The sequence below is a fragment of the Vibrio barjaei genome (assembly GCF_001639065.2).
GTDB lineage: Bacteria > Pseudomonadota > Gammaproteobacteria > Enterobacterales > Vibrionaceae > Vibrio > Vibrio barjaei.
Genome location: NZ_LQXO02000033.1, coordinates 117,888 through 134,977, shown reverse-complemented (window position 1 = coordinate 134,977; position 17,090 = coordinate 117,888). Strand labels below are relative to the sequence as shown.

16 protein-coding genes are annotated in these 17,090 nt (G+C 43.3%); 11 read left to right on the top strand and 5 right to left on the bottom strand.

The features are described from left to right. Positions 1-2 precede the first annotated feature (2 nt). Both AWH66_RS15610 and AWH66_RS15605 read left to right on the top strand, forming a co-directional pair. The gene (locus AWH66_RS15610) at positions 3-779 is read left to right on the top strand and encodes a protein kinase domain-containing protein (protein ID WP_063606239.1); all 777 of its coding nucleotides are present in this window, start codon (positions 3-5) and stop codon (positions 777-779) included. A 52-nt stretch (positions 780-831) separates the two neighbouring features. After that, positions 832-1,557 carry a DUF3581 domain-containing protein gene (locus tag AWH66_RS15605; protein WP_063606238.1) on the top strand — a complete coding sequence of 242 codons (726 nt, stop codon included), beginning with the start codon at positions 832-834 and terminating at the stop codon, positions 1,555-1,557. Positions 1,558-1,637: 80 nt separating this feature from the next. Here AWH66_RS15605 and AWH66_RS15600 read toward each other — a convergent pair whose 3' ends face one another. From AWH66_RS15600 to ydiJ, 3 genes are all read right to left on the bottom strand, one after another. Further along, the gene (locus tag AWH66_RS15600) at positions 1,638-2,132 is read right to left on the bottom strand and encodes a hypothetical protein (protein WP_031494171.1); all 495 of its coding nucleotides are present in this window, start codon (positions 2,130-2,132) and stop codon (positions 1,638-1,640) included. A gap of 82 nt (positions 2,133-2,214) precedes the next feature. Beyond that, positions 2,215-2,679 (bottom strand): methyltransferase family protein, encoded by a 465-nt coding sequence (locus AWH66_RS15595; protein WP_063606237.1) that lies wholly within the window; start codon positions 2,677-2,679, stop codon positions 2,215-2,217. Between the two features lie 54 nt (positions 2,680-2,733). After that, positions 2,734-5,772 (bottom strand): D-2-hydroxyglutarate dehydrogenase YdiJ, encoded by a 3,039-nt coding sequence (gene ydiJ, locus AWH66_RS15590; RefSeq protein WP_063606236.1) that lies wholly within the window; start codon positions 5,770-5,772, stop codon positions 2,734-2,736. Positions 5,773-6,057: 285 nt separating this feature from the next. Here ydiJ and AWH66_RS15585 point away from each other — a divergent pair, with 285 nt between their 5' ends. The 6 genes from AWH66_RS15585 (at position 6,058) to AWH66_RS15565 (ending at position 10,997) form a co-directional block, all read left to right on the top strand. Next, positions 6,058-6,732: a DUF3334 family protein gene (locus AWH66_RS15585; RefSeq protein ID WP_063606235.1), complete on the top strand. Its 675-nt coding sequence runs from the start codon at positions 6,058-6,060 to the stop codon at positions 6,730-6,732. Between the two features lie 139 nt (positions 6,733-6,871). Further along, the gene (locus tag AWH66_RS15580; protein WP_038230272.1) at positions 6,872-7,555 is read left to right on the top strand and encodes a DUF2786 domain-containing protein; all 684 of its coding nucleotides are present in this window, start codon (positions 6,872-6,874) and stop codon (positions 7,553-7,555) included. 30 nt (positions 7,556-7,585) lie between these two features. Next, positions 7,586-8,620 (top strand): J domain-containing protein, encoded by a 1,035-nt coding sequence (locus AWH66_RS15575; RefSeq protein WP_063606234.1) that lies wholly within the window; start codon positions 7,586-7,588, stop codon positions 8,618-8,620. A gap of 139 nt (positions 8,621-8,759) precedes the next feature. Next, positions 8,760-8,948, top strand: a complete 189-nt coding sequence (locus AWH66_RS25455) for a hypothetical protein (protein WP_006070780.1) — start codon at positions 8,760-8,762, stop codon at positions 8,946-8,948. Between the two features lie 285 nt (positions 8,949-9,233). Further along, positions 9,234-9,644 carry a hypothetical protein gene (locus AWH66_RS15570; RefSeq protein ID WP_063606233.1) on the top strand — a complete coding sequence of 137 codons (411 nt, stop codon included), beginning with the start codon at positions 9,234-9,236 and terminating at the stop codon, positions 9,642-9,644. A 246-nt stretch (positions 9,645-9,890) separates the two neighbouring features. Further along, positions 9,891-10,997, top strand: coding sequence for a phosphoribosylaminoimidazolesuccinocarboxamide synthase (locus AWH66_RS15565; RefSeq protein ID WP_063606232.1), 1,107 nt, complete (start codon positions 9,891-9,893; stop codon positions 10,995-10,997). 70 nt (positions 10,998-11,067) lie between these two features. Here AWH66_RS15565 and AWH66_RS15560 read toward each other — a convergent pair whose 3' ends face one another. Next, the gene (locus tag AWH66_RS15560) at positions 11,068-11,454 is read right to left on the bottom strand and encodes a hypothetical protein (RefSeq protein WP_063606231.1); all 387 of its coding nucleotides are present in this window, start codon (positions 11,452-11,454) and stop codon (positions 11,068-11,070) included. 241 nt (positions 11,455-11,695) lie between these two features. Further along, entirely contained in the window at positions 11,696-14,050 is a 2,355-nt protein-coding gene (locus AWH66_RS15555; protein WP_063606230.1) for a DEAD/DEAH box helicase, read from the bottom strand. 192 nt (positions 14,051-14,242) lie between these two features. Here AWH66_RS15555 and AWH66_RS15550 point away from each other — a divergent pair, with 192 nt between their 5' ends. The 3 genes from AWH66_RS15550 to AWH66_RS15540 all read left to right on the top strand — a co-directional run bounded on the left by AWH66_RS15550 (position 14,243) and on the right by AWH66_RS15540 (position 17,080). Further along, complete coding sequence (locus AWH66_RS15550; RefSeq protein ID WP_006070785.1) at positions 14,243-15,931, top strand: NAD-dependent malic enzyme; 1,689 nt, start codon at positions 14,243-14,245, stop codon at positions 15,929-15,931. 100 nt (positions 15,932-16,031) lie between these two features. Then, positions 16,032-16,355 carry a DUF3392 domain-containing protein gene (locus AWH66_RS15545; protein ID WP_063606229.1) on the top strand — a complete coding sequence of 108 codons (324 nt, stop codon included), beginning with the start codon at positions 16,032-16,034 and terminating at the stop codon, positions 16,353-16,355. Beyond that, complete coding sequence (locus tag AWH66_RS15540; RefSeq protein WP_394629107.1) at positions 16,328-17,080, top strand: SanA/YdcF family protein; 753 nt, start codon at positions 16,328-16,330, stop codon at positions 17,078-17,080. Before AWH66_RS15545 ends, AWH66_RS15540 begins: the two co-directional genes overlap by 28 nt. Positions 17,081-17,090 lie beyond the last annotated feature (10 nt).

Genomic DNA, 17,090 nt, shown 5'->3' with positions numbered 1-17,090 from the left:
CGATGTTTCGAGTTGACTTTAGACATGATCAACAAGGGCTGTCGCTAATAGCGTCAGCCCTTGAAGCTCAATCTGGAGATATTCAATGGCATTCAGACCATGTTTTTGAGTACCACTCTGCTAAATTCGGTCATTTGAAAGGTCGCTTAGGTCGAGGCATGACCGCTAAAAAACAGCTACAACTTGAAGCCGAACTAACTGCGCTCATTTCCCCCAAGGATGTGTCGCCTCGACAGTCCTTGGCTTCACTCGGTGAGACTCACTTACTCCTAAATACTTGGATAGAAGGTGAAACGCTGAGTCAACTCGTGCGAAGCAATTCTCCACCGGTAAGTTGGCATCATGATATCGAGCAGCAACTCCAAGTTCTTCATCGTGCTGGTTACGTGCACGGTGACATTAAGCCCGGCAATATCGTAATTGGATCAGATGGGCACGCGACACTAATTGATCTTTCAATGGCTATCAGAATTGGCTGTTCGTTGGAAACACTACCTTTTCATCACTACTCACCGTCATACTCTCCACCACAGCAAATAGACGCTGTCGGTAACATAGTGCCGCTGTTGGATTGGTATGCATTAGCCATCTGCTACTGTGCCGCCCATCGTGCGCATCCTTACGAGGGCTTAGATATTACTCAGCATCAAACAAGCAAAAAGTTGACGTTTTTTTCACACTGCCGGACCAGTTATCAGAGAATTATTACTCACACGCTAGCTGAGTTTCAGAAAGAAAAGCAAAATTCGTGTCATATCACATACTGGATGGACCATTAAAGCCGATTACTCATATATAATTCGTGACAATTGAGTTTAATCTAAGAGTATTATGTTTCTAGCTCCTTACGTTTCTACTAACAGCGAACAATTCGAGTTCACACGCCAACAAGCTAGCCACTTTGCGAAAAAAGTAGCGGGCGACTTTAACCCTATCCATGACGAAGACAACAAGCGTTTCTGTGTTCCTGGCGATCTACTGTTTGCAGTATTACTGCAAAAAGAAGGAATCAGTCAAAAAATGCGCTTCGACTTCTCAGGAATGGTCAGCGATGGCGTCGCTCTAAACGTTGTAGAAAAGGGCGAAACAGAAAGTACCGTTGTCGATCAAACTGGCAAAGAATACCTTCAGATGACTCACGATGGTGAGACAAGCCACAACCAGGAGTTTATCGAACACGTAGTCACTAACTACGTTCAGTTCTCTGGTATGAATTTCCCTCACATCATGGTTCCGCTCATGCAAGAGCAACAGATGATGATCAACTGCCAGCGCCCTCTAGTTATTTACGAGAGCATGGAAGTGGAATTTGAGCACCTGAACCTCACCCACCCTGAAGTTGAGTTTACTGGCGCGACTTTTGATGTAGAAGGTAAGCGCGGTGTGGTCACGTTGAACTTTGCATTTAAAGAAGACGGGGTTGTTGTGGGCAAAGGCATTAAGCGAATGGTTGCTAGTGGTCTTAAACCTTATGACAACGATGCAGTTGATGACCTAGTATCACGTTTCAACGAAAGAAAGACCTATTTTCTTGAGCAGTTCAACAACGCGGCCTAATCAAAATTAAAAGCAAAAATGAACATTCAAAGCCTCGACTTATGTCGAGGCTTTTTGGTTTGTTATGCACGCATTTTCCACTAGTTGAGCGTTATAGAAGCCGATTGAATATCTCGGTATTGCTTTAAGCTATCGAAATAGTAATGTGCTTTCTGCACATGCTCGAGTTCTAGCATCCAAGTGGCGTTTCTTTGGCAGCAACAAAACTTAGCGATTTTGTCGAGCAGTGCATTGCTTTGTTTGTCCAATACTTCTCTGACACTATGTATCAGAGAAGTTTGCTCAATTGAAAGGAATTGAAAGGTAGCATGAGCATTGTTTAGTACACCAAACGCTTGGTGTTGCTTACCTAATTGATTAAAAATAGCAGACTGTGATACCGCTGCGTCATAAAAACCGGTCAACATGCAGGCAAACTGGCAAGGCTTTATACTTGTATCATCAAGAGCAGCATAAATATGTTGAGGAAGGTGGTGCAAAACTTCATCAAAAAGATGGTACGCCTCTGGCCAATGACCTTGTTCTACTAATTGTTCTGCTTTTAAAAACCGATTCCAACACGCCTCAATATTCATCGCTAAATAGTTCCAGTCCACAATACCGGCAACTATTTAAATGCAAATCAGAATCAATTGCAAATAAATATCATTTGCAATTCTATATCCAACGCCTCACTTTCGCTTTATACGAAAGATAATCATCACCAAATATTTTTTCCAATGCCCGCTCCTCGGGTTTAATCTGAAAACGGTTCATATACGGTACAAAAAACATCGACAAGAGCAGGCTCAACCCATCTTCTAACCAAAAACCCCAAGACAATAACAACGTAAATAAAGCAACATACATCGGGTTTCGAGTTTTCGAAAAAATACCAGTGTCGACCACTCTGCTTGCTTTACTCGGCTTAGTCGGATCAACCGTTGTTTTAGCCTTCTTAAACTCAAGTACGCCTGAAATACCCATGTAGCCACTAAAAACAAACAGTGCTGTAACCCAAATCGATTTAAGCGGAATATGCATATATAGCCAACCATTATCAATAGCGGCTAGTGCATACATCGAAACAGCAAACAGGATAAACAGGAGTACTGGGGGGATTTTTAGTTCAAGCGCTTTCATTGATTATTCCTTTATCAATAATAGAAGCGCCCCAATTTGGGGCGCTTCAAACAGTTAGTTCAGTAGTTGTAGCAGAGCCTGTACAGGATGCTTGACCTTCACATCTTCAAACCTTTTTACCTGACTTCGACAAGAATAACCTGTGACTAGGCAGCGATCTTTTGGCAACTTGTCCAAATTTGGTTGCCAACTTAAGCCATAAATATCTTTCGACATTTGCAGCTTGTCCGATTCATGCCCAAACGTTCCTGCCATACCACAACAACCTACAGGTACTGTTGTAAGTCGACCGCCAAAATGTTGGAAAATAGCACCCCACTCTTTTTCCGCATTAGGCATTTTGGTTTTCTCTGTACAGTGCGCGAACAAATACCAATCCGCTTCATCCACCATCTCAAGAGCGTTTTTGTCTTGTACCAAAGGCATGAGCCATTCGTGAGCGGTTAACACATCAAATGTCCCACGTTCGTCTTTAAGAATCTCTACATATTCATCGCGGTAGCACAACACGAGGGCGGGATCGACTCCAACCAATGGAATGTTCAACTGAGCCACCTGTGTTAAGAAATCCGCCGTTGATTTTGCCCCTTTTGCAAACTGACTCAAAAAACCTTTAATGTGAGCTGCTTTGCCATTGGGCTTAAAAGGTAACAACACCGGTTTCTTACCCATTTTGAGTATTAGCTTGGCAAAATCTTCGACCACTTCAGCATCGTAGAAACTGGTAAAAGGGTCTTGGACGATGCATACATAGTCACTGCGTTGACTCGCAGGAATGCCCTGTAACTGCTCCAGGCTAAACTGAGCAACAGGTTGCGATTTCAAACGTTGTTTGAGAGTAGGAACAGAAAGAAGCGGCGCGTCAATGTAGCCAACTGTTTTCTCCGTGAGCGTCTGTACAACTCTCTGATTCAATCCGAAATTAACCACCTTGGGGAATTTGGCCATATATGGCAGTAGTGTCTCGATATTTGCCACTAAATAATCTTTAGCAGGTCTTTGATATCTTGAATAATAAAGGTTTAGGAATCGAGCTCTGAAGCTTGGTACATCAACCTTAATTGGACATTGGCTAGCACACGCTTTGCAAGCGAGGCAGCCATTCATGGCATCATATACTTCGTGGGAAAAATCATATTCATGACGTTTATTAAACGTGTTACGCCACTTCTCAATTAACCCTTTCGCACTATTTGAGCGATTAATATTGGTTTCTAACTCAAGGACATCGAAGCCCTGTTCCGATAGCTGTCTTAACCACTCGCGCACTAAGCCAGCCCTACCCTTTGGTGAATGACGTCGGTCTGCAGTAACTTTCATAGAAGGACACATAGGCGAAGCGGTGTCATAGTTAAAGCACAGACCATTACCGTTACATTCCATTGCTTGGGCAAAACTATCACGAACTTCAATAGGGATCTGTCTGTCAAATGTTCCTCGCTTGGCATCCGAGACTTTAACAAGCTCATCCGTACTCTCTAACGGAGTACATATCTTACCAGGGTTCATTTTGTTCAACGGATCACACGCGGCTTTAATGCGTCTGAGTTCATTAAACAGTTGCTCACCGAAGAAGTCAGGGCCATATTCAGAACGGAAACCTTTCCCGTGCTCCCCCCACATAAGGCCACCGTACTTGGCGACAAGCTTGACAACTTCATCCGAAATTTGATGCATCAGCGACTCTTGTTCAGGGTCGCACATATCAAGCGCGGGCCTTACATGGAGGACACCTGCATCCACGTGACCAAACATGCCATAGTTCAAACCGTGCCCATCGAGTAAATCGCGAAACTCGGCAATAAAGTCAGCCAAGTTCTCCGGTGGCACACAAGTATCCTCAGCAAACGCGATTGGTTTCGCGCTTCCTTTCACGGCGCCCAAGAGGCCAACCGCTTTCTTACGCATGTTATAAATACGTCCAAGACTAGCAACATCACTGGTCACTTGGTAACCAATGATACCATCCTGCTCTGTCTTTAGTTTTTCATCTAGGCTTTTAGTTAAAGCAGCTACCGCTCGGGTCACTTCCTCTTCATCTTGTCCCGCATACTCAACCATATTGATGCCCTGCATTTCTTTGCCTGGAACATCACTAATTAGGTCGCTCACTGTATGCCAAACAATGTCCTGCTTGGCCAGATTCAATACGCGAGAATCAACCGTTTCCACAGATAATGCATTCGCTTCAACCATGAAGGGAGCATTTCTCAATGCAGCGTCAAAACTGTTGTACTTTACATTGATGAGAGTACGAGCTTTAGGTATTGGTGTAAGATTCAGCTTAGCTTCAGTGATAAATGCCAGTGAACCTTCTGCACCACAAAGAATTCGCGTAGCATTGAAACTCTCTGTCTTTGGATCATAAGCGTTTTTTAGATCATAGCCGGTTAAGAAGCGATTTAATGGTGGAAACTTTTCGTCAATCAGTACTCGGTTTTGCTTACATACCTGTTCAGCAACCTGCAATGCATTGGCAGCGAAACTGTCTTGCTCTAGCTGATTCAATGAACCGTCACTTTCCAAAAGCGAACCGTCAGCAAACACCGCTTGCAGCGATAGCACGTGATCCGATGTTTTACCGTACTTTAATGAGCCTTGACCGGACGCATCGGTATTGACCATTCCACCCAGCGTCGCCCTATTACTGGTAGAAAGATCTGGGGAAAAGAAAAAACCATAAGGGCGCACTGCATCATTTAGCGCATCCTTTACAATACCAGTTTGAACTCTCACCCACCCTTCTTGTTCGTTAATCTCAAGAACCTGATTCATATGTCGGGATAAATCGACAACAATGCCTGACGTCAAGGACTGGCCATTAGTTCCTGTACCCCCACCTCGCGGAGAAAAGGCAATAGCCGCGAATTTTTCTTGATTAGCAAGTTTACCTATAAGCTGTACATCTGCTGTTGTTTTTGGATGTACTACCGCTTGCGGCAATTTTTGGTAAACGCTATTGTCCGTTGCAACGGCAAGGCGACTCGAATACTGGGTTTCAATATCCCCGGTAAACCCTTCAGCTTCTAGCTGTTTCAGATAAACCACTACGGCGGGATTAATATCGGTTTGAGAGTGTAATCTTGGTAACATTTAGCTTCCTGCCCCTAATTCTGCTGATCCGCTCAGCAAAGGAGTGTATGTAAAATAAAAAGTTCACCTACTTAGTCGCATGGTCGTTTAAATAAACGCGCTTTAATTGTTGTACGTAGCTGAAACCGAATAGATTTTATAGGTACTGGACACTTTACAACAATTAAAAATGTGATCAAATCGGAAAGTCATAGCGATTGACTATGGTTTATGCCTTTTCAAGAGGTTTGCTTCGTGACACACTCCTTTAACCACGGAAGAAATGATTAAACGAAGTAATCAATAATGAAAAAAACCAAAGTAATCACCACCGAAGATATTCTGTTAAAACTCTGTCAGTCCGTTTCAACTGTTTTGACCTCTGCTACACAATCAAGTGTGACATACTCTGCAATGGTTCAGAAAATCACCAAAACCACGTTAAAACCAGACTTTGGCTGCTTCGTCCTCTTTGATGGCGGTTTCTCGGGTTTAGTGGTTATTAATTTCACTTCACAAGCAGCTCTTGAAGTTTACAGCAATTATATGCGTCACATGGGTATGCCTGAGGAAGAGCTCGCAATCCACCACAATGCAGATGAAGTTGGCGATGTCCTCGGCGAACTCATGAATCAGCTTGTCGGCGACTTCACCAACAAAGTTCGCAAAGAACTGCAAACCAACATTACCCAAAACCAACCGAAAATGTTGTCGATCAACAAGCAAGTGGTTCTGTCAGTCGACACCAACTTAGAACGACCTCAAGCCCGTCGAGTTACTTTCTCTACTGCTAACAACAACATTTTTTATCTTGAATTTGCTATGGACAAAACCGAGTTTATTCAAATGGAAGAGTTTGAGGTTCAACCAGATGAATGCCCAGATGCCATTATTGAACAAGCCATCGCAGCCAAAAAACTGCGTACAGATACCAAACCAGAAAACGACAATCAAGATTTGCTCGATGAACTAGGTATTTAAGCGGCGGCTCTACTATTTCTTTTGGGACTCGAGTTACCGCTCAGAGTCCCACCCAGCACCTTCTACCCTTCCCCTTTTAGCTGAAAATCGTTAAAATAGTGCCCTTTTTCTTTCGCGGTACAGAGAACTCAGATTGTCGATGGATAAACAGAAAGCCCTTAAAAAGATTGCTAAGTGCTTAGAATTAGGTAACTCAGCGAACGTCAATGAAGCAGCCAATGCCATAAAAATGGCACACCGCCTCATGCTCAAATACGGCCTAGATAAGGACGATATTGAGTTTATTAAGATGGGTAAAACACAATCGACGCACTTACTGCCTACAACGATAAGTTCTACATTGCTGCGCGTGATCCGAGGCATCAATACCAAATTTGGTGTCGAAGCTGTTTTACTCAACCATAAAGGTCTAAAGCGAGTTGAGTTTATCGGCGAAGCCGACCGGGCCATCTTTGCTGCTTTTGCTTTTGATATCATTTATCGTGAGATGAATGAGCAAACGGGTCAGTTTAGAAATAGCTTCGCAGGCTCTGGTACTTCAAATACAGAAGTGACAAAACGAGTTAATTCGTTTGTCTCCGGGTGGATAGAAGGCGCGCTAGAAAAACTGCCTGTCATTGCCCCTGATGATGAGTCGGCAAATAAAATTAACAACTATATCGATAAAGAGTTCAAAAACATCGATAGAGAGACATTCAAACAGCAGCTAAAAGAAGCGATGAAAAATATCACCGCTGACTACGAAGTTGGGCTGAAAAAAGGTCGAAAAGTATCGGTTAATCGCCCGATTGACGGCGCTCAAGCACCAAAGATGCTGAAATAGAAAGACCACACAACAAGGAGAGCGATAAATATGAGGATCAACTTGGCAAAGACATGCTCCAAGTTACTGTTTGCTTTTATCGTTCTGTTACTTTCATTCTCCTCACTTGCCTCCATTGCGCAGCTTGAACAACAAGCGCAACTTAACAATGCTGAAGCTCAGTACCGTCTAGGACTGGCATATGAGACTGGTGAAGGCGTGCGTAGAGATCTCAGTTTAGCGGCTCACTGGTATCAACAAGCGAGCGAAAACGGACATCACGCAGCAACCTATAATTACGCACAAGCACTAGAATATGGACGCGGTATAAAATCCAATCCTGCAAAAGCCGTTTTACTCTATACTAAGCTCGCCGCTGAAGGCGACTCTTCTACTTACGGAAAAATCGCTCGGCTTTACCGCGATTTTAATATCGATATTGCCAACGAAGATCAAGCCGTGCTTTGGTATGACCTCGCAAGAACCCAATCAACCGAGTTTGACGCCGAATACGCGCTCGCTTTGAAAAAACAATTCGATGCTCATCAGTTAAAGCAAATTGCCGCACTTAAGCAGCAAGAGCAATCAGTCATAGACACACAGAAGAGCCTAACAACATCTAACTCAGTATCAGCTAACTCAAACATAAACTGGTCATTACACCTAATCTATATCTCAATGTTGTTGAGCGCTTGCTTCGCCGCATTGATCTTTTTCAAGAGATTTAATACAGCAAGCCAACACCGGCACTCATCTATTCAAGAAATGAAAACAAGGCTCTCTCAACAACAAGACCTGATCACTAAGCTCAAATTACAACTTAAGAACGCCGCAAATCTTCAGAAAAGAGCATCATCCACAGCCTCTAGTTCAACAACTTCTGCACTTAATGATGCTTACCTTCGTTTTGGCTTCACTCAAGGACAAATTAACAACTTAACACCGAAGCAAGTAAAAGCACGCTATAAGCAGTTGTGTCGTATTTATCACCCTGATGCTCAGGGTAGTGATGATGAAATGAGGCAATTAAACCTTGCTTTCAAAGCCATTGTGGAGCATCTAAAAGCCACTCAAAAGATCCATTGATATCCCAATTTCTCAGAAAATCGCGATCTTGAAAAACATTTGAAACAAATTAAGAAACATTTATTTAACATTGCATGCAATTTTATGTCATAATACGTCCCGATAATAACACCCGTACAAATAAGGGTGGGGAGTAAAAATGCATACATTCACTATCGAAGGTTTCTGTGATTGGTGCCAAACGCCAAGTTTTGTGACCAAGCATGAGTATATAGACGGTCTATGTCACCACTCATGTGAAAAGTGTCTGAGTTTCGCCATTATGGACGTTAAGCAGTTCAATCAAGCAGAAATCGAATTTAGAAACCGATCGTCAGCTCAATCCTAAAGGAACCGCGCCTCTCTTAGAGAGGCGTTTTTGTTTCTCAATATCCTTATCTATTGTCACCCAGTAAAAACCATTGCTCTATACCGTGTTCTTATACAGTAGTTGTTGGCTTATAACTGTGTAAAACAAAAAAGTATGAGATTGTCGACCATTCCATTCGAAATTTTAACTATTTAATATCAATAACTTAAAATTTTCCGTCGTTTTTTTATGCAGAAAGTGCTTGATCTTTTTACTCTCAATAACTACTGTATACACATACAGCATGTATAAAGGAACAGGGTTATGTTGCTCAACAATACAATTCACTCACAATACAATGTCCCAAACCAATACCGAGTTTTTGATGATCAAGGAACGTCACAACAGCTTCGTCGAATTCAGGATGATGTACTTGAAAAGGTTTCGCAACTGGCCTCTAAGCCACAGTGGATTTTGTTGACGGCAGAATGTCCTCGCCCTTCAATGGGACAAATCATGCACTTTCATAAGCTAGGTAATCATATGGTTCAGATGAAGGCTTCATTACATTTGTCGCAGTATCAGGTTGTCAAAAAAGCCATCCGCTCAGGTAACGCGTGTGCTGTTATCGCAAATGGTGACTTCTCAGTAACAGAACAGAATCAACTTCAAGAATTAGCCGCTGACCATCAATGCGAAGTCATCTTTCTGGGTAAAGACAGTTATTTACATTGATCCATATTCCGACCACTCGTTAAGTTAATCATGTAATCCACTTTTTAATAACGGTAAGTACTTGTTCAATAGTACTTACCGTATTTTTTGTCCTCTCTTTAGACAACTTATATAAAAATTGCGCAAACGTTTGCTATTTTTCTGGCAGCTTCGAATAGTTCTGGTATGATGCGTGCAGCAAAGAGTACTACCACTCCCCACAATCGTCGCACCTTGTACGACACAACATTAGATAGGAATGTCTCCATGAGTCTCGCTGATCAAGTTCTAGCTGTAAACGATGATCTACCAATCCGCACTGATAAGCCTGTTCATAGCGGCAAGGTTCGTTCGGTTTATTGGTTGACCGAAGAGGATAGCCGCCGCCTAATCAAGGACAAAGGCTACGATGTTGCAGAAGATGCACCGTTAGCCATTATGGTTATCAGTGATCGAATTTCTGCCTTTGATTGTATCTGGCGAGGTGAAGGTAACTTAAGGGGTGTTCCTGGCAAAGGCGCCGCACTCAACGCGATTTCTAATCACTGGTTCCAATTGTTTAAAGATAATGGTTTAGCGGATAGTCATATTCTAGATATTCCTCATCCATTTGTTTGGATCGTTCAAAAAGCAAAACCAGTAATGATCGAAGCTATCTGTCGCCAATACATTACCGGTTCTATGTGGCGTGCTTATGAGAAGGGTGAGCGCGAATTCTGCGGTATCACTTTACCTGAAGGCTTAAAGAAAGACTCCAAACTGGATAATGTCCTCATTACTCCTTCAACAAAAGGTATATTACGTGGTATCCCTGGTGTCCCTGAAGCAGATGATGTAAACATCACACGCGATAATATTAGCGACAACTTTGCAGCGTTTAATTTTACGAATGCAGCCGACATCGATGGCTACGAAAAACTTCTTAAAGAAGGCTTCTCCGTCATCAGTGATGCTTTAGAAGCTATCGATCAAACGTTTGTGGATACCAAATTTGAATTCGGCTACGTTACCGATTCAAAAGGCGAAGAAAAGCTCATCTATATGGACGAGGTTGGAACTCCGGATTCTTCCCGCATTTGGGATACTAAAGCGTATCAAGAAGGCGACATTGTAGAGAACTCAAAAGAAGGCTTCCGCCAGTTCCTGCTAAACCACTTCCCTGACCCTGATATCCTTTTAAACAAAGAGCGTATGTCAGAACGCGAAGCTCTTGCAGCCGATAACGAACTTCCCCTATCTGCGCTTATGGATGTATCCAAAACTTATGTTGGTATCGCTGAGAAGATCACTGGTCGTAAGATTGAATTGAGCAGCAATCCAAAGCAAGAAATCATAGATATTCTTCGTACCAACTACGACCTCATAACAGACTAGATCTCTGGTCACAACACACATCAAAAAGGGAGCTTAAAGCTCCCTTTTTGGTTAAACGGCACAACGTGATTTAGTGAAATTCAGCGATTAATATATCTTCGTTAGGTATCACGACAATTTTCACGTTACCTTTATCTTGAATAAGCTGAATCTGTTCAGATTCTAGTGAGTAAGGCATAACAACCTTAAGACACGCGATATTTTCTTTGCGAGCGATTTTCATCAGCGCGACCAAATTCGACTCGTCACTTCGTCGACTCGATAATACACTCAGCGCTTTCTCCCAAAGACGGCTATCTGGATCAATATTCTGATTTTTTGTACTCTCTTTCCACGCTTCGCCAAACACTGGCGCTACAGAAGTCAGCGCTTCAAGGAACGTCCATTTTTTACTACAAGATGCACCGAGGAAACTGGTGTAATCAAATTCTACCGGCGATATTTTCTTGTCACACATAACCACTCCCAATTACAGAATGCTATGCAACTACTATTATTCAAACTTTCTTATATAGCAATAGGATATATAAAAATCATCTTTTATACCCTACTTAGGCATCAAAAGGTGATATAAAAATCCAAATAGCAACATAATGTGAACAAAAGTACATCACCACAATGCCACTTGGTTAACTATGTCTGGAACATCTATCAATAGCAGCATTCATCCATCTTTTATTGAGTAAAACATCACGGACTCAACGAAGATCTAACACTCGACTCGCCTTCTTGTACTTTACTTTCCATCCAGACCAAGCGGGCAGTTCTTTGCGTTTAGGATCGTCTTTTCGAGAACCTGAATGGAAGTGAACGTGTATAAGCTTGCCTTTGCCAAAATACTCGACAGTTAAACGCAGACCACTTAACTGAATGACCAATGGGTACTTAGCTGCAAAATCTGAATACTCCCAATCTGGAACACCGTTAAACACAAAATCTTGCTCATCAATAAGCTCAAGATCTTCAAATGAACTTACACCGAGCAATGACAATTGTTCAGCTATCCAAGACTCCAACGTTATGTCATATACCGACTCGGTTTGGTCAGATAGACCTAGTTCAACATACAGCTTCCAATGCAGCATACGTTCGGTAAGCTGTTCTGCCAACGTGGGAAAGATAGCTCCTTCAATGATCGATTTAGCGATGGCTTTCAAAGCGACATCGCCTTCAGGTGCAATCCTGCGCTCCGCCAGCTTGCGACCTGCATACATCAGATGTTCGCAATGTTGAAGACCCTCGTCGGTCTCGATAGTTTCTCCGCTCACCCATTCCCCAACATTAAGTTCTTTAAGCTGAGTTATGTCCACTGGTAAAAGTAATGTGGCCAGTGTCATCGTCTGTTTAACGCCTCGGCCAGGTAAACTATGAGTGGCTAATACCAGCCCTGCTTCTGTTTTCGGTTTAATTCGATTCTGTCTTCCTAACAGCACTTCGACAAAACCGTTACCAAAAGCGTCACGTCGCCGCTCTCTTCTCACATACAGCAAGGCGTTGTTCGTTTGGATAATTTGCTTTATCAATTCATCACGTTGATATCGAGAAGCCACTTCCAGACTCGGCAATTCAAATACACTACGCATCTGCTCCGATAACCCTTGTGCTTCACGCAAACAATCTTGGTCGACCGATAGACCTGAGTATTGTTTGCCTCTTACTAGGCCAATTAGAATACTAGCGTCACAACCTAACGGCTCTTCTAGGTCAAGCTTGACAAGTAGCTCTTCATTACTAGTGATCTGAAACAGCTTACCTGTTGCACATAGTGCGGCAGTTAGGTCAATCATAGCTTCTTTCAGTGCTCGTGAAGGCATCTTAGTGACCAAATCAGCGTAAATAGTATCAATCGGTAACGGGTATAGCTTTTTACCATGCTCGGTTATGCCATTGTCATCTATCGCACCAAGTTGTAATAGTTGTTCATTGGCGGCTAAAAGTGATTTTTCAGGTATCGCATCAATGAATTCAAGATCGTTAAGAGCTAACCCACATGTCGCAGCAGCCAACATAGGCTCTACAATAGATTCACGTTGAAGTTCTGGTGGGGTGACCAAATCAAGAGCAGCATGCTCGCCATAAAGACGGATACATATCCCTGCCATTACTCGTCCTGCTCGGCCGGAGCGCTGAGCAGCACTAGCCTTAGAAATATGAGCCAACATTAACGTAGTTTGCCCGTTACGCTGTACATTTCTTCTTTCCAACCCTGAATCCACAACCACTGCGATATTAGGAATCGTCAAAGAGGTTTCCGCAACATTTGTTGCAATCACGACCTTGCGCTTATCTTGAACTGACATCGCAACAGAACGCTGTTGCTCGGTCACTGAAGCATGCAGCGGCGCGAGAATAAGGTCGTACTGCTCCGCAAGGGGTTTTAGCGAGGATACTACCTGCTGAATTTCCTTTCGCCCAGGAACAAACACCAAGATATCTGCTGCAAGGTCGTCTAACAATGGCTCAATCGCACTTTTTACACGTGTTTCTAGATGCCTTGCATCAGGCAGTTGTCGACTGTCGTTTCGATGGTGCTGAACTGCCACATCAAACACTCTTCCTTGTGCAACCAAGCGCTCGGCATCAAAGTAGTCAGCTAGCTTTTGACCTTCAATGGTAGCCGAAGTAATCACTGTTTTATGGGTTTGATTGCGCTTTAACATTGAAACCAGTAAGTCGGTGTCCCACCGTCGCTCATGAAACTCATCCACAATAACCACATCAAAGCTTTTCAGGCGGTCTTCCGCATACCATCTCAAGGCGACACCTGGCGTGACAAACACCACTTTTGACGCCTCGGTATAACAGTTTTCAAGCTTGATAGCATAACCAACGCTTTCTCCAACCTTTTCACCAAGTCCATGCGCAACAAAACTTGCCAGTGATGTACAGGCAATTCGTCTCGGCTCTACCACCAGCACTCGTCCTTGCTCCATCGACCAAAGAGGCAGTCTCGTCGATTTTCCTGAACCCGTTTCAGCTTCAACGATAAGGTGTGATTGTTTCAGGGCTTGCTTAAATTCTTGTTCAATAGAATCAATAGGTAAGACTGTCATTTTGCTTTGCTATTCAAGGTCGTTGTGAAGGAGTATACCCATAGCAAGATTAACATTCGACTCACTTCGCGTTTTACCGCAAACCGAATACAAATAGTTAACATTTCGTCATCGCTTAGAGTGTGTAATTGTGTTAAATTAACCCGCAAATTGTTCCCAATCCCAAATGACTGTTCCTAGACAGGTAACCTAATGAACAACAACAAAAGACCGCTCTATATCCCGTACGCGGGCCCTGCACTTCTCAGTACCCCACTTTTGAACAAAGGCAGTGCATTTTCTGCTGAAGAAAGAATGTCCTTTAACCTTGAAGGGCTTCTACCTGAAACAACAGAAACAATTCAAGAACAGGTAGATCGCGCATACAAGCAATACACCAGCTTTGAAAGCGATATGGATAAGCATATTTATCTGCGTAACATCCAAGATACTAACGAAACTTTGTTCTATCGCTTAGTACAGAACCATATCTCTGAAATGATGCCGATTATCTATACGCCTACTGTGGGCGCTGCGTGTGAGAACTTCTCCAACATCTATCGCCGTGGTCGTGGTCTTTTCATTTCTTACCCAAATCGTGATCGCATTGACGATTTGCTAAACAATGCACGTAACCACAACGTAAAAGTAATCGTTGTAACCGATGGGGAGCGTATTCTAGGACTGGGCGACCAAGGGATTGGTGGTATGGGCATTCCTATCGGTAAACTGGCTTTGTACACAGCATGTGGCGGCATCAGCCCAGCTTATACACTGCCTATTGTTCTTGATGTTGGTACGAATAATCCACAACGTCTCGCGGATCCAATGTACATGGGCTGGCGCCATCCGCGTATTACTGGCGATGAATACCGAGCGTTTGTAGAAGACTTTATTCAAGCGGTTCAACGTCGTTGGCCAGATGCACTCGTTCAGTTTGAAGATTTTGCACAGAAAAATGCAATGCCGTTACTTGAACGTTATAAGGATCGTATCTGCTGTTTCAACGATGACATTCAAGGTACGGCAGCGGTGACTGTAGGCTCTCTACTTGCAGCATGTAAAGCAGCAGGTAGCAAGCTTTCAGAACAGCGAGTCACCTTCTTAGGCGCAGGTTCTGCAGGTTGTGGTATTGCTGAAGCGATCATCGCGCAGATGGTGTCTGAGGGCATCAGTGATGCACAAGCACGCTCTCAAGTATTCATGGTTGACCGTTGGGGGCTCCTACAAGAAGGCATGCCTAACCTACTCGACTTCCAACAACGTCTGGTACAAAAACACGAACAAACCAAAGAATGGACATCAGAGAACTCAGGCTTCTCATTACATGATGTCATTCGTAATGGCAAACCTACGGTTCTTATTGGTGTGTCAGGTGCGCCTGGTCTATTCAGCAAGGAGATCATCCAAGAGATGCATCAACATTGCGACCGTCCAATCGTATTCCCGCTATCTAACCCAACTAGCCGTGTTGAAGCGACACCAAATGACATCTTACGTTGGACAAATGGCCAGGCATTGGTTGCTACAGGCAGCCCATTCGACCCAGTTGTTGTTGAAGGTAAAACCTACCCTATCGCGCAATGCAACAACAGCTACATCTTCCCTGGTATTGGTCTAGGTGTACTTGCAGCGCAAGCATCACGCGTTACAGACGAAATGTTGATGGAATCGAGTCGTGCTCTTGCAGAGTGTTCTCCTCTTGCACAGAAAGGCTCAGGTCAATTGTTACCACCACTTGAAGAGATTCACTTAGTGTCTAAGAAAATTGCTTACGCAGTGGCGAAAAAAGCTATTGAACAAGGAGTGGCTAAAGAACGCTCAGATGAAACTCTGCGTGAAGCTATTGACGACAACTTCTGGCAGCCGGTTTACCGTAAATACAAACGTTCAGCATTCTAATCTGAATCGACATCACATTTAGGCTCTTGTTTACAAGAGCCTTTTTTTTGTTTAATAGTCAGCTCATTTCTATCGTTATACTGCAGCAAGGGACATTGACATGCTCGATTTTTTCGCTCCGGGAGGACGCTTTATTGCTCCTTATCTTTTTGAAGTTTCTACGGCACTAATCGCATGTTCTCTTGTCGTACTAGGTGCGGATATCAACCGCCTTTTGAGAAACGCATTGCGAGATACAAATTTCGTAATTCGGACGGTCTGCTTTATACTACTCAATGCATTTGGCTATGGGTTGATCATTATTAAAGCCACCCCATTGTTAAAGAACGTATTAGTTAATACAGAACCAGGCTTGATGTTCGCCATCGTGGTTCTAAGCTTTGTGAGTATAGGTATTTGGGCTCAAAGGAATCGTCAGATTTAGTGACCTTTAGATTTAACAAGGAAACGTTGTTATCCAGCACCGTGCTTTCTTTCTTCAAGAGAGCACTTCGTATCGCTTGTTATACACTTGTTTTGTTCGTCGTATTCATCGCGTCTATTGACCGCTGGGTGAGTTGGCAGGCGGAAGATCGTATTCTCACCTCTATCGACGATATTGATAATGTTCAGGTCGCAGTCGTTCTTGGCACGAGTAAGTATCTAGGTCGAACTCTCAACGAATACTATTCCCATCGTATTGAGGCGGCGATTGACCTTTACAACGAAGGTAAAGTGTCCCATTTCCTACTCAGTGGCGATAACGCCCACCGTTCATACAATGAACCATGGACAATGAAGCGCGATTTGTTGAGAGCAGAAGTTCCTGAGCCTGCTATCCACTTGGACTACGCCGGATTTAGAACGCTGGATTCTATTGTTCGCGCCAAAAAGATCTTTGATACTGATGACTTCTTAATCATCACGCAGAAGTTTCACTGTGAACGTGCTTTGTTTATCGCACGATCATACGATATCAATGCAACGTGTTTAGCGGTGTCTGGACCGACATCCAAGTCAGGGTTTTCAGTAAGGTTGAGAGAAGTATTTGCCAGAACCAAGGCGTTTTTGGATTTGTATATTATGAATACTCAGCCGAAGTTTTTGGGGCCGAAAGAACCGATTGTTTCTTTGAACAGGACTCTAGATTCAGCTAATGAGTCACAGTAAAAGTCCACGT